12 protein-coding genes are annotated in these 13,254 nt (G+C 54.9%); 7 read left to right on the forward strand and 5 right to left on the reverse strand.

The window, feature by feature from the left end:
* Positions 1-15 precede the first annotated feature (15 nt).
* From ilvN to leuO, 3 genes are all read right to left on the reverse strand, one after another.
* A complete protein-coding gene (ilvN, locus tag GRPL_RS24755) occupies positions 16-507 on the reverse strand; it encodes an acetolactate synthase small subunit (protein ID WP_004857843.1) in 492 nt (163 codons plus the stop codon).
* Between the two features lie 2 nt (positions 508-509).
* The gene (gene ilvI, locus GRPL_RS24750; RefSeq protein WP_032689489.1) at positions 510-2,234 is read right to left on the reverse strand and encodes an acetolactate synthase 3 large subunit; all 1,725 of its coding nucleotides are present in this window, start codon (positions 2,232-2,234) and stop codon (positions 510-512) included.
* 394 nt (positions 2,235-2,628) lie between these two features.
* On the reverse strand, positions 2,629-3,597 hold the full coding sequence (gene leuO / locus GRPL_RS24745) for a transcriptional regulator LeuO (RefSeq protein WP_099973374.1): 969 nt from the start codon (positions 3,595-3,597) through the stop codon (positions 2,629-2,631).
* A 605-nt stretch (positions 3,598-4,202) separates the two neighbouring features.
* On the opposite strand from leuO, the gene leuL reads away from it, so the two are divergent.
* From leuL to aroD, 6 genes are all read left to right on the forward strand, one after another.
* The gene (leuL, locus tag GRPL_RS27660) at positions 4,203-4,289 is read left to right on the forward strand and encodes a leu operon leader peptide (protein WP_049267590.1); all 87 of its coding nucleotides are present in this window, start codon (positions 4,203-4,205) and stop codon (positions 4,287-4,289) included.
* Between the two features lie 96 nt (positions 4,290-4,385).
* Entirely contained in the window at positions 4,386-5,957 is a 1,572-nt protein-coding gene (gene leuA, locus GRPL_RS24740; protein WP_032697254.1) for a 2-isopropylmalate synthase, read from the forward strand.
* The gene (leuB, locus tag GRPL_RS24735; RefSeq protein WP_032689491.1) at positions 5,957-7,048 is read left to right on the forward strand and encodes a 3-isopropylmalate dehydrogenase; all 1,092 of its coding nucleotides are present in this window, start codon (positions 5,957-5,959) and stop codon (positions 7,046-7,048) included. The genes leuA and leuB overlap by 1 nt, the downstream gene beginning before the upstream one ends.
* Positions 7,049-7,050: 2 nt before the next feature.
* Positions 7,051-8,451 (forward strand): 3-isopropylmalate dehydratase large subunit, encoded by a 1,401-nt coding sequence (leuC, locus tag GRPL_RS24730; protein WP_032689492.1) that lies wholly within the window; start codon positions 7,051-7,053, stop codon positions 8,449-8,451.
* Between the two features lie 10 nt (positions 8,452-8,461).
* Positions 8,462-9,067 (forward strand): 3-isopropylmalate dehydratase small subunit, encoded by a 606-nt coding sequence (gene leuD / locus GRPL_RS24725; protein ID WP_032689493.1) that lies wholly within the window; start codon positions 8,462-8,464, stop codon positions 9,065-9,067.
* A 111-nt stretch (positions 9,068-9,178) separates the two neighbouring features.
* Complete coding sequence (gene aroD, locus GRPL_RS24720; protein ID WP_032689494.1) at positions 9,179-9,934, forward strand: type I 3-dehydroquinate dehydratase; 756 nt, start codon at positions 9,179-9,181, stop codon at positions 9,932-9,934.
* Positions 9,935-9,974: 40 nt separating this feature from the next.
* Here aroD and GRPL_RS24715 read toward each other — a convergent pair whose 3' ends face one another.
* Entirely contained in the window at positions 9,975-11,159 is a 1,185-nt protein-coding gene (locus tag GRPL_RS24715; protein WP_032698168.1) for a sugar efflux transporter, read from the reverse strand.
* A 188-nt stretch (positions 11,160-11,347) separates the two neighbouring features.
* The gene (gene sgrT, locus GRPL_RS26365; RefSeq protein ID WP_004857824.1) at positions 11,348-11,500 is read right to left on the reverse strand and encodes a glucose uptake inhibitor SgrT; all 153 of its coding nucleotides are present in this window, start codon (positions 11,498-11,500) and stop codon (positions 11,348-11,350) included.
* An 87-nt stretch (positions 11,501-11,587) separates the two neighbouring features.
* Between sgrT and sgrR the strand changes: the two genes are divergently transcribed.
* Positions 11,588-13,243 carry an HTH-type transcriptional regulator SgrR gene (gene sgrR / locus GRPL_RS24710; protein ID WP_032689496.1) on the forward strand — a complete coding sequence of 552 codons (1,656 nt, stop codon included), beginning with the start codon at positions 11,588-11,590 and terminating at the stop codon, positions 13,241-13,243.
* Positions 13,244-13,254 lie beyond the last annotated feature (11 nt).

Genomic DNA, 13,254 nt, shown 5'->3' on the forward strand with positions numbered 1-13,254 from the left:
GTCAGTTTCAGGGACTCAGCGCATGATTTTATCGCCGCGCGAGAGTCCTACCACACCGGAGCGTGCCACTTCGACAATCCGCGCAACGTCGCGTAACGAAGCAATAAAGGCGTCCAGTTTATCGCTGGTCCCGACCAGCTGGACGGTATACAGTGACGGCGTGACATCGATGATTTGCCCGCGGAAAATCTCCGTATTGCGCTTCACCTCTTCACGGCCAAAACCGCTCGCCTGGACTTTCACCAGCATGATTTCACGCTCAACGTGCGAATTCTGCCCCAGCTCGCTGACACGCAGGACATCCACCAGCTTGTGCAGCTGTTTTTCAATTTGCTCGATCGCTTTCTCATCGCCAACGGTCTGGATAGTCATTCTCGAAAGCGTCGGATCGTCGGTGGGGGCCACCGTCAGGCTTTCAATGTTATACCCGCGCTGGGCGAAAAGGCCGATGACGCGTGATAAGGCGCCTGATTCGTTTTCCAGTAATACAGATAATATCCGGCGCATAATCAGGTTCTCTCCGTTTTGCTCAACCACATCTCATCCATGCCGCCGCCGCGGATCTGCATGGGATACACATGCTCGCTGCCGTCCACCGTCACATCAACGAACACCAGACGATGATTACGCACCTGTTCCAGCGCTTCGGCCAGCTTAGACTCCAGCTCCTGCGGTTCGCTGATGCGAATCCCTACGTGCCCATAGGCTTCCGCAAGCCGGACGAAATCTGGTAGCGACTCCATATAAGATTGTGAATGGCGACCGGAATAGATCATATCCTGCCACTGCTTCACCATCCCGAGGTAGCGGTTGTTCAGATTCAACACCAGCACCGGCAGCTCATACTGCAGCGCAGTGGAAAGCTCCTGAATATTCATCTGGATACTGCCATCGCCGGTCACGCAAACGACCGTTTCTTCCGGCAAGGCCATCTTCACGCCGAGAGCAGCAGGCAAACCGAAGCCCATCGTGCCGAGACCACCTGAGTTAATCCAACGTCTTGGCTTGTCGAAAGGATAGTAAAGGGCGGCAAACATCTGGTGCTGACCCACATCGGAGGTGACGTAGGCATCGCCGTTGGTCAGGCGCCAGATAGTCTCGATGACGGCCTGCGGTTTGATCTTGCCGCTTTGCGTATCGTATTGCAGGCAGTGGCGCGCGCGCCACTGCTCGATCTGTTGCCACCAGTCGCGGATCTCATCCAGCGGCTGCTGCGCTTCTTCCTGCTCCAGCAGTTCAAGCATTTGATCCAGTACCTGACGCGCATCGCCGACGATCGGCACATCCGCCGGCACCGTTTTCGAAATAGAGGTCGGATCGATATCGATATGCAGCACCGTCGCATTCGGGCAGTACTTCGCCAGATTGTTGGTTGTGCGATCGTCAAAACGCACGCCGACGGCAAAGATGACATCGGAGTGATGCATCGTCATGTTGGCTTCATACGTCCCATGCATCCCCAGCATACCTAACGCCTGGGAATGGGTGGCCGGAAACGCACCGAGCCCCATCAGCGATGACGCAACCGGCAGATTCAGTTTTTCTACCAGGGTGCGCAGCTGTTCTTCACATCCAGCGTTAATCGCCCCGCCGCCGACGTAGACCACCGGATGTTTTGCCGCTACCAGCGTCTGCAGAGCGCGTTTAATTTGCCCTTTATGACCACTGGTCGTCGGATTGTAAGAACGCATGCTGACGGTATCCGGCCACGCGTACGGCAACTTGTTCGCCGGATTAAGGATATCTTTTGGTAAATCAACAACCACCGGACCCGGACGCCCGCTGGCAGCCAGCCAGAACGCTTTTTTCAGCACGCCGGGAATATCTTCCGTCTGCTTGACCAGAAAACTGTGTTTCACCACCGGCCGGGAGATACCGACCATATCGCACTCCTGGAAGGCGTCATAACCAATCAGGGAAGTCGCGACCTGCCCGGAGAGAATCACCAGCGGAACAGAATCCATGTATGCCGTTGCAATACCGGTAATGGCATTGGTCGCGCCCGGACCCGAAGTCACCAGCACAACCCCTACTTCCCCGGTCGCTCGGGCAAGGCCGTCCGCCATATGCACCGCCGCCTGCTCGTGGCGCACCAGAATATGGTCGATACCCCCCAGGGTATGTAATGCATCATAGATATCGAGGACCGCGCCTCCGGGGTAACCGAATACTTGCTTGACGCCCTGATCGACAAGCGATTGGACGACCATCTCGGCTCCTGACAACATCTCCATGGTTTGCCTCCAGGCTTATTGTTTCTAACGACAGCAGAATTCAATTTCCGCGCGTTCGCACAATGCCAGGAATCGGCTCCTGGCCATTGAGGTGAATGGACTGCGTGCTCTTACCATAACTGCTCGCCAACGGGCAGGCAATTAGCGACCTCAGGCGTATGTGAGCCACCAAAAGAATAAAAGATAAGAATTTGATATGAAACGTGGTTGAAAGCTTCATAAATAAGATGCGAGCGCTGAAATTACTCGGACAAATTGTCTGATGACAGAAATTCATCCATTTTTCACTTGCTGCACGCGCAGGCGGAGAGCGGCAAACAGGATAAAATTCTATATTTTGTGGTTTTGATCACATAAAGCGAGAGCGACCGCTCCCGCTCAGGCACAGCTATATTTAGCGCTGGCAAATTCGCACCAGCAGATCTTGCATCCACTGATGACCTTTATCTCTTCCGGCAGCCTCATGCCAGGAAAGAAAACAGGTACGGTTATTCACTTTTAGCGATAGTGGCAATAATTGCAGGTTCAGCTTTTCTGCATACTCACTCGCCAGCCAGCGCGGGGCAATGGCCACCATATGGGTTTGTGATACCACATTAAGTACGCTGACCATCGCATTCCCTTGATACGCAATTTGCGTCTGCTTATTGACAGAGCTGTACCAGGGCAGGCTAAACGAAGCATAGCGATCCAAAGCCACAACCGCATGTTCTTCGCGATAAATATCTGCTTCCGTTACCGGTCCGGAAATACGCGGGTGTTTACAGCTGGCGACTAATATCATTTCATCTTTAAACAACGGCACACAGGCAAACTCGGGGCGGCGAAACTCCTCATAGCCAACCACAAACTCTATTTCCTGATAACGTAATTGATGTTCGGTGTTTTGATTAAGTGATGCTTTAAAAATTAAATGAATATTCGGTGCAACTTCGTTAACTTTGTTAAATATAACCGAAGTAAGATAGTTATCTAACGGGCTACAAATGCATAGATTAAAAATGCGCTCGCTGCTTATCGGTTCAAAATCGGACCCCGGTAACTCATTTTGCACCAGCTGCAGCGCCTGGCGTATTGAGCCAAATAGCTGAAATGCACGCGCCGTCGGCTGGATCCCCCGCCCATAACGCACGAACAGCTCATCGTTAAACATCACTTTCAATCGTGCTACGGCATTGCTCACCGCGGGCTGAGACATCCCCAGCGAATGCGCCGCCCGCGTAATATTTTGTTCCTGCATTACCGCATCAAAAACGGTAAGCAGATTAAGATCGACCGTTCTAAGCTGAGGTTTGGTGACCTCCTCACCGGAGGGGAGTGTCCTCTCAGAGTTTTCAATTATCATATCCAGCTCCACCATCACGTTTAATTCCCTTTTAAAAATGCGGCAATCAATAGAGGAAATATCATTTACCATACATATGTCATTTACAAAAGAGCAGGCGCGCATTTTAGGAATTTATCAAAATTATAAGTGAAGCCAGATCCGCTAAATTATCGGGAAAATTCCTAACTCACTTAAACCCTATCCGTTACTTGATAATGTAAAGTGTACTCATAATTAGAAAAAACAAACAACACCCACCGCAATTAACTTTAATTTAAGTATGATTAACACATTATTTCGCCGTCTGTTTTAAATGAATACTCTGTTATCATTGATGATTCACATGCTCTCAAGACAAAATGTTCATAAAATCAATAAATCTGGCGACTTCATTTCGATATACACTCCCACTTATTCACGTTTTTCCCCTCCCGGATGAAACAGAATAGCGGTGGCCCGTTTACTTTCATTCCTGACAACTTCACCTCCTGATACTATCGTCGGCAAAAATGCGCGATCGCCAGCACAATTAGCTAATACCTCCCGACAGCAAACAGATGTTTTTCTTTATCAGGGGTTGACATCAAAACGCGTATCCAGTAACTCTAAAAGCATATCGATTTCATCTGGAGCATGACGCAATGATTCGCACCACTCGTTTCACCGGCCTACTACTACTAAACGCATCCACTATGCGCGGTAGGCTGTTGGGCGACGTTCAGCGTTAAGTCATCTTCCAGCAAGACTATAAAACCCGCGCCATTGCGCGGGTTTTTTTATGCTCGTCAGCAAGGCGCCCAGGACACCGATTAAGGATCTAAACCATGAGCCAGCAAGTCATTATTTTCGATACGACCTTACGTGACGGGGAGCAAGCGTTACAGGCCAGCCTGAGCGTGAAAGAGAAGCTGCAGATTGCGATGGCCCTGGAGCGGATGGGCGTTGATGTGATGGAAGTCGGCTTCCCGGTCTCATCTCCTGGCGACTTCGAGTCCGTACAAACCATCGCGCGTACCATCAAAAACAGCCGCGTCTGCGCCCTGGCCCGCTGCGTCGAGAAAGACATTGATGTGGCGGCAGAATCCTTAAAAGTCGCTGAAGCGTTCCGCATTCACACTTTTATCGCCACCTCGCCGATGCACATCGCCACCAAGCTGCGTAGCACCCTGGATGAGGTCATCGAGCGCGCAATCTATATGATTAAACGCGCACGAAATTATACCGACGACGTCGAATTCTCCTGTGAAGATGCGGGCCGTACGCCGATCGCCGATCTGGCGCGCGTGGTAGAAGCCGCCATCAACGCCGGCGCCACGACGATTAATATCCCGGACACCGTCGGCTACACCATGCCGTTCGAGTTCTCTAACATCATTACCGGCCTGTACGATCGCGTCCCTAATATCGACAAAGCCATCATCTCCGTGCACACCCATGACGACTTAGGTCTGGCCGTCGGCAACGCCATCGCTGCGGTCCACGCCGGCGCGCGTCAGGTCGAAGGCGCCATGAACGGCATCGGTGAGCGCGCGGGCAACTGTTCGCTGGAAGAAGTGATTATGGCCATCAAGGTGCGCAAAGACATTATGAATGTCCGCACCGGCATTAATCACAATGAAATCTGGCGTACCAGCCAGACGGTCAGCCAGATTTGCAACATGCCGATCCCGGCGAACAAAGCCATCGTCGGCACCGGCGCCTTCGCCCACTCCTCCGGTATCCACCAGGACGGCGTGCTGAAGAACCGCGAAAACTACGAAATCATGACCCCGGAATCCATCGGTCTGAATCAGGTGCAGCTGAACCTGACTTCCCGCTCCGGCCGTGCGGCAGTGAAACACCGTATGGAAGAGATGGGCTACAAAGATACCGACTACAATATGGATCACCTCTACGACGCATTCCTGAAGCTGGCAGACAAAAAAGGCCAGGTCTTTGATTACGATCTGGAAGCGCTGGCGTTCATCAACAAACAGCAGGAAGAGCCGGAGCATTTCCGCCTGGATTACTTCAGCGTGCAGTCAGGCTCCAGCGATATCGCCACGGCCTCGGTAAAACTGGTCTGCGGTGAAGAGACCAAAGCGGAAGCCGCTAACGGCAACGGCCCGGTCGACGCTATTTATCAGGCAATCAACCGTATCACCGGCTATGACGTTGAGCTGGTCAAATATGACCTGAACGCCAAAGGTCAGGGCAAAGACGCGCTGGGTCAGGTAGATATCGTCGTGACCTACAACGGTCGTCGCTTCCACGGCGTTGGTCTGGCGACGGATATCGTTGAATCCTCCGCGAAAGCCATGGTTCACGTGCTGAACAATATCTGGCGCGCAGCAGAAGTCGAAAAAGAATTGCAACGCAAAGCTCAAAATAACGAGAACAAGAAGGAAACCGTGTAATGTCGAAGAATTACCATATTGCTGTTTTGCCAGGTGATGGCATTGGCCCGGAAGTCATGAACCAGGCGATGAAAGTACTGGAAGCCGTTCGTCACCGTTTTGATATGCGCATTACCACCAGTCAGTATGACGTCGGCGGCATCGCTATCGACCGTCAGGGCACCCCGCTGCCGCAGGCAACCGTAGAAGGCTGTGAGCAGGCCGATGCGATTCTGTTCGGCTCCGTAGGCGGCCCGAAATGGGAACATCTGCCGCCGGCCGGTCAGCCGGAGCGCGGCGCGCTGCTGCCGTTGCGTAAACATTTCAAACTGTTCAGCAACCTGCGTCCGGCGAAGCTGTACCAGGGGCTGGAAGAGTTTTGCCCGCTGCGCGCGGATATCGCGGCAAACGGCTTCGACATTCTGTGCGTCCGCGAATTAACCGGCGGCATCTACTTCGGCCAGCCGAAAGGCCGCGAAGGCAGCGGTCAACACGAAAAAGCGTTTGATACCGAGGTCTATCATCGCTTTGAAATCGAGCGCATCGCGCATATCGCGTTTCAGTCCGCGCGCAAACGTCGTAATAAAGTGACTTCTATCGATAAAGCGAACGTTCTGCAGTCATCCATTCTGTGGCGCGAAGTAGTCAGCGAAGTCGCCAAAGAATACCCGGACGTTGAGCTGGCGCATATGTACATCGACAACGCCACCATGCAGCTGATTAAAGACCCGTCCCAGTTCGACGTTCTGCTGTGCTCCAACCTGTTCGGCGACATCCTGTCTGACGAATGCGCCATGATCACGGGTTCAATGGGCATGCTGCCGTCGGCCAGCCTCAATGAACAAGGTTTTGGTCTGTATGAACCGGCAGGTGGCTCAGCCCCGGATATCGCTGGTAAAAATATCGCTAACCCTATCGCGCAGATCCTCTCTCTGGCGCTGCTGCTGCGCTACAGCCTGGATGCCGATAACGCGGCAACCGCGATTGAAAATGCGATCAACCGTGCATTAGAAGAAGGCGTGCGTACCGGCGATTTAGCGCGGGGAACGGCAGCGGTCAGTACCGATGAAATGGGCGATATCATTGCCCGCTATGTCGCTGAAGGGGTGTAATCATGGCGAAGACCTTATACGAAAAGTTGTTTGATGCGCATGTCGTTTATGAGGCGCAAAACGAAACCCCGCTGCTGTATATCGATCGTCATCTGGTGCATGAAGTGACCTCACCACAGGCCTTTGACGGCCTGCGCGCGCACAACCGTCAGGTTCGTCAGCCGGGGAAAACCTTCGCTACCATGGACCATAACGTTTCCACTCAGACGAAAGATATCAACGCGTCCGGTGAAATGGCGCGCATTCAGATGCAGGAGCTGATCAAAAACTGCAAAGAGTTCGGCGTTGAGCTGTACGATCTGAACCACCCGTATCAGGGTATCGTCCACGTGATGGGGCCGGAACAGGGCGTCACCCTGCCGGGGATGACCATCGTCTGCGGCGATTCCCACACCGCCACTCACGGCGCGTTTGGCGCGCTGGCTTTCGGTATCGGCACCTCTGAAGTTGAGCACGTCCTGGCGACTCAGACCCTGAAGCAGGGCCGTGCCAAAACCATGAAGATTGAAGTTAATGGCAAAGCGGCGCCGGGCATCACCGCCAAAGATATCGTGCTGGCCATCATTGGCAAAACCGGTAGCGCCGGCGGCACCGGCCACGTGGTGGAGTTCTGCGGTGAAGCCATTCGCGATCTGAGCATGGAAGGTCGTATGACGCTGTGCAATATGGCCATCGAAATGGGTGCGAAAGCCGGTCTGGTCGCGCCGGATGAAACCACGTTTAACTATGTGAAGGGTCGTTTGCATGCGCCAAAAGGCCAGGACTTCGACGCTGCCGTTGAATACTGGAAAACCCTGAAAACCGACGCTGACGCCACCTTTGATACCGTCGTGACCCTGCAGGCTGAAGAGATTGCCCCGCAGGTTACCTGGGGCACCAACCCCGGCCAGGTCATCTCCGTCACCGAGATGATTCCCGACCCGGCCTCTTTTGCCGATCCGGTCGAGCGGGCGAGCGCGGAAAAAGCGCTGGCCTATATGGGCCTGAAGCCGGGTATCCCGTTAACCGACGTAGCGATCGATAAAGTGTTCATCGGCTCCTGTACCAACTCGCGTATTGAAGATTTGCGTGCCGCGGCCGAAGTCGCTAAAGGCCGTAAGGTCGCGCCGGGCGTACAGGCATTAGTGGTCCCGGGTTCTGGCCCGGTGAAAGCTCAGGCGGAAGCCGAAGGACTGGATAAGATCTTTATCGAAGCCGGTTTTGAATGGCGCCTGCCGGGCTGCTCCATGTGCCTGGCCATGAACAACGATCGCCTGAATCCCGGCGAGCGCTGCGCATCAACCAGCAACCGTAACTTTGAAGGCCGTCAGGGCCGCGGCGGACGTACCCACTTAGTCAGCCCGGCTATGGCCGCAGCGGCAGCCGTGACCGGCCATTTCGCCGATATCCGCGACATCAAATAAGGAGACCATCATGGCAGAGAAATTTACCCAACATACGGGCCTGGTGGTTCCGCTGGATGCCGCAAACGTCGATACCGATGCGATCATTCCTAAGCAGTTCCTGCAGAAAGTGACGCGCACCGGTTTTGGCGCGCATCTGTTCAACGACTGGCGTTTTCTTGACGATCGGGGACAACAGCCCAACCCGGAATTCGTCCTGAACTTCCCGGAGTATAAAGGCGCATCGATCCTGCTGGCGCGGGAAAACTTCGGCTGCGGCTCCTCCCGTGAGCATGCGCCGTGGGCATTAACCGATTACGGTTTTAAAGTGGTTATCGCCCCCAGCTTCGCCGATATCTTTTACGGTAACAGCTTTAACAACCAGCTGCTGCCGGTGACGCTGAGCGATGAACAGGTCGACGAGATGTTCAAGCTGGTCCAGGCGAACCCCGGTATGACGTTCGAAGTGGATCTGGAATCCGAATTGGTGAAAGCGGGTGACAAAACCTACAGCTTTAAAATTGATGCCTTCCGCCGCCACTGTATGCTCAACGGACTTGATAGCATCGGCCTGACGCTGCAGCACGAAGAGGCGATTTCAGCCTACGAAAACAAACTGCCGGCCTTTATGAACTAACCACGCCGTTGATACCCGAGCCCGGTCCTGTGACCGGGCATTTTTTTAGCTTTTTTCGCGCGGATGATGACCCGAAATACGCCCGCCCGGCCCTGACCGATGGACCCTCACATGACGACAGCTGTCACCATTAAAAATATCACCTTTCAGGAAGGCGCTACGTTAATCTGCGTGCCGCTCATCGGCCAGACGCTCGATGAGCTGAAAGCCCATGCCCTTACGCTGGCGGAGGCCGGGGCCGATCTTATCGAATGGCGCGTCGACCACTTTATCCGCGTCCATGACCAGCAGCAGGTCCTGCTGGCGCTGACGGAGATTCGCCGGCTGCTCACCGATATACCGCTGCTGTTCACGTTCCGTAGCCACAAAGAGGGGGGTGCAACGGAGCTCGGCGATGACGCGTACTTCGCCCTCAACCGCCTGGCCGTCGCCAGCGGGCTGGTGGACATCATTGATATTGAGCTCTTCAATGATGAAGCGCCGATCCGGGCGTTGATCGCCGAAGCTCATACTGCCGGGGTGAAAGTGATTATGAGCAATCATGATTTCCAAAAAACACCGCCGCAGGAAGAGATCATCGCCCGGCTACGCCGCATGCAGGAGCTGGGCGCCGATCTGCCGAAAATAGCGGTCATGCCTCAGTCGCCACAAGATGTGCTGACATTACTGTCCGCCACGCTGGTCATGAAAGAGCAGTACGCCACTCGCCCGTTAATCACGATGTCGATGGGCAAACTGGGCGGCGTCAGCCGGGTCACCGGGCGCCTGTTCGGCTCAGCGATGACGTTTGGCAGCGTGGGCCAGGCGTCGGCGCCCGGACAAATTGCCGTGCGTCAGCTGCGGGAAATGATGAATATTCTGTCCTGAAAGCACGCCGCATCACAGCAGTCTGCGGTGCGGCGTCTGGCTAAATATCTTTGACTTTGCTGGTCAAAAACAGCGTCAGCAGCGAGATGGCGGCAATGACCCAGTACACGCTGGCGTGGCCGTAGTTTTGCGACAACGCTCCCTGCAGCACGCCGGCGAGAATCACCCCGGTGGAAATACTGTTGGTAAACAGCGTCGTGGCCGCCCCGGCCCGCCCCGGCATCAGATCCTGGAACCACAGCATGCCAATCCCGGCGACAATACCGATAAAAATGGCGTTAAACAGCTGCAGCGCCAGCAGCGCGCTACGATCGTGAAACACGATCAGACCAAGATAAAACAGCACGCCGGCAGCCACCGCAGCGACCATCATTTTACGTTTACCCCAGCGCTTGACGTAATACCCCGCCAGGATCATCGCCGGGATCTCCAGCCCGGCCGCCGTCCCCATCAGGATCCCGGCCAGACTATCCGGCAAGCCAAGATCGCTACTGATCCACAGCGGCATATCGATGATATACATGGTGTTGCAGGTCCACATCAGCGTCGACGCGATAAACAGCATACGCACGTTTTTATCTTGCCAGCCGCCGGCCTGCGCTACGACGCCCGCCGCTTCCGTGGGCTGTTCCACCCGGGCAACCGACGGCAGCTTAACGGCAATTAACGCCAGGCTAATCACGAAAATACCGGCCGCAATCGCGAACATGGTGGTAAAGCCATAGTTCAGCGCCAGCATGAAGGCCAGCGGCGGCCCGATCACCCACGCCAGCGACAGCTGGGCACGCATGACCGAGCTGAACATCACCACTTCCCGCGCCGAACTATCGGCATATTCCCGCGCCAGGGCGAACAATTGAGGCATCGCGGCATTGGCAATCGACGCCAGCATCACCCCGCAGGTGATCAATGTTAAGTAGTGACGGTTAAACGCAAACAGCAGCGCGTTGCCCACCGCCATCAGACAGCAGAACATGATCAACCGCCGACGATCCCCCCGGCTATCGGAACGTTTCGCCAGCGCCAGACTCACCAGAATACCGGCGATCGCGTTCACGGTATAAAACAGGCCGACCCAGAAAGGCTGTGCGCCCACCTCGCGGCTGAGGAACAAGCTGAGGGTTGGCGCCTGCAGCGCGCCCGCAATACCCATCATAAAAGCGACCAGCATAAACGCCGCGTATACACCGTTAAGCCGCCGTCCCATCGTCATCAACCAGAGCATGTCATGTCCTTAAAGCACGCGAAGAAAACGAAAAAAGCCAGCAGAAGTCATCTGCTGGCGGGTGATTTTATACTCTATCTATTTCAAGTGACAGGCTGGCGACCGAAACGTTATGGCTCAGTCAACTGGCCTGGGTCTGAAAGAGGATAAGTACACACCAATACTCAGTCACACATGATGTGGGCAAGTCAATGATCAGAGGTCTGTGACGTAACTCCCCACTGCATCAGCTCGCCAAGAATCTTCTGCTGTCTCCCTGCCATCAGGCGGGCCAGCCATGACGCGTCCTGCGTCGCAGAAAAGTAGCGTTGGTAGAACTGTTTCGCGGTAGACCTCATCATATTCACCTCCTCGCTTCATCGGAATGCATTATTGGCCTAATATAGGGATTAATAAATTGCTGAGTTTTCATCAGGAGTTCCTCTTTTATGTCTTCTGCTCGTCTGCAACAACAGTTCATCCGCTTATGGCAGTGCTGCGAAGGTAAATCGCAGGAGACAACCCTTAACGAACTGGCGGAGATGCTCTGCTGCTCGCGCCGCCATATGCGTACGCTGTTGAATATGATGGAAGAACGCGGCTGGTTAACCTGGGAAGCGGAAGCCGGGCGCGGCAAACGTTCAAAGCTGGCTTTCCTGTATACCGGCCTGGCGCTGCAGCAGCAGCGGGCCGAGGATCTGCTGGAACAGGATCGTATCGATCAGCTGGTCCAGCTGGTGGGCGATAAGGCCGCGGTTCGTCAGATGCTGGTCTCGCATCTGGGCCGCAGCTTCCGTCAGGGGCGGCATATTCTGCGCGTTCTCTACTACCGGCCGATGAAAAACCTGCTCCCCGGCAGCGCGCTGCGCCGCTCGGAAAACCATATCGCCAGGCAGATCTTTAGCGCCCTGACGCGGGTAAATGAGGAAAACGGGGAACTGGAAGCCGATATTGCGCACCACTGGCAGCAGCTTACGCCCACCCACTGGCGTTTTTTTCTCCGCCCCGGCATTCATTTTCACCACGGGAGAGAGCTGGAGATGGAGGATGTCATTGCTTCGTTGCAGCGCAGCAACAATCTGCCGCTCTACTCACATATTGAACGTATTGCCTCCCCCACCGCCTGGACGCTGGATATACATCTGACGCAACCCGATCGCTGGCTACCGTGGCTGCTCGGCCAGGTGTCGGCCGTCGTCTTGCCGCGTGAATGGCAGTCGATGGAGAATTTCTCGGCAATGCCGGTAGGTACCGGGCCTTATGCGGTGGTGCGCAACAATCAAAACCAGCTGAAGATCCATGCTTTTGACGATTATTTCGGTTACCGGGCGTTAATTGATGAAGTTAACGTCTGGGTCCTGCCAGAGATTAGCGAAGAGCCCAACGGCGGCCTGACGCTACAGGGGACCACGCAAAGTGAGAAAGCGGTTGAGAGCCGGCTGGAGGAAGGGTGCTACTATTTGCTGTTTGATGCCCGCACTCCCCTCGGCAGCAATCTCGCGGTTCGCCAGTGGCTCAGCTATCTGCTACAGCCCGCCAATCTGCTGTATCACGCCGGTGAACAGTACCAGGGCAACTGGTTCCCGGCCTATGGTCTGCTGCCCCGCTGGCACCACGCTCGCAGTCATGCCTGTGAAAAACCGCCGGGGCTGGAGTCTGTCACCCTCACCTACTATCGGGATCACGTCGAACACCGCGTGATGGGCGGGATCATGGCAACACTGCTGGCGGAGCATCAGGTCAAGCTGGAGATTCAGGAGCTGGAATACGAAGAGTGGCACCGTGGCGAGGTGGTCAGCGATATCTGGCTAAACAGCGCCAACTTTACCCTACCGATTGATTTTTCTCTGTTTGCCTTACTGTATGAGGTCCCGCTGATACGACATTGTATTCCTGTCGACTGGGAGCAGGATGCCCGTCGCTGGCACGCAGGCGAGCTCAACCCGGCGACCTGGAGCCAGCAACTGCTGGCCAATCAAACCATCGTGCCGCTGATCCACCACTGGCTGATGATCCAGGGGCAGCGCAGTATGCGTGGCGTAAGAATGAATACGCTCGGCTGGTTTGATTTCAAATCCGCATGGTTTGCGCCGCCGGATCCCTGATAGCCCTCCCG

The sequence above is a fragment of the Klebsiella planticola ATCC 33531 genome (genome assembly GCF_000735435.1).
Lineage (GTDB): Bacteria > Pseudomonadota > Gammaproteobacteria > Enterobacterales > Enterobacteriaceae > Klebsiella > Klebsiella planticola.

Coding starts and splice junctions, on each gene's coding strand:
- leuL (WP_049267590.1), top strand. CDS start 4,203: ATGATTCGCACCACTCGTTTCACCGGCCTACTACTACTAAACGCATCC.
- leuD (WP_032689493.1), top strand. CDS start 8,462: ATGGCAGAGAAATTTACCCAACATACGGGCCTGGTGGTTCCGCTGGAT.
- sgrT (WP_004857824.1), bottom strand. CDS start 11,500: ATGATGAGGTCTACCGCGAAACAGTTCTACCAACGCTACTTTTCTGCG.
- leuB (WP_032689491.1), top strand. CDS start 5,957: ATGTCGAAGAATTACCATATTGCTGTTTTGCCAGGTGATGGCATTGGC.
- leuC (WP_032689492.1), top strand. CDS start 7,051: ATGGCGAAGACCTTATACGAAAAGTTGTTTGATGCGCATGTCGTTTAT.
- sgrR (WP_032689496.1), top strand. CDS start 11,588: ATGTCTTCTGCTCGTCTGCAACAACAGTTCATCCGCTTATGGCAGTGC.
- aroD (WP_032689494.1), top strand. CDS start 9,179: ATGACGACAGCTGTCACCATTAAAAATATCACCTTTCAGGAAGGCGCT.
- ilvN (WP_004857843.1), bottom strand. CDS start 507: ATGCGCCGGATATTATCTGTATTACTGGAAAACGAATCAGGCGCCTTA.
- leuA (WP_032697254.1), top strand. CDS start 4,386: ATGAGCCAGCAAGTCATTATTTTCGATACGACCTTACGTGACGGGGAG.
- ilvI (WP_032689489.1), bottom strand. CDS start 2,234: ATGGAGATGTTGTCAGGAGCCGAGATGGTCGTCCAATCGCTTGTCGAT.
- GRPL_RS24715 (WP_032698168.1), bottom strand. CDS start 11,159: ATGCTCTGGTTGATGACGATGGGACGGCGGCTTAACGGTGTATACGCG.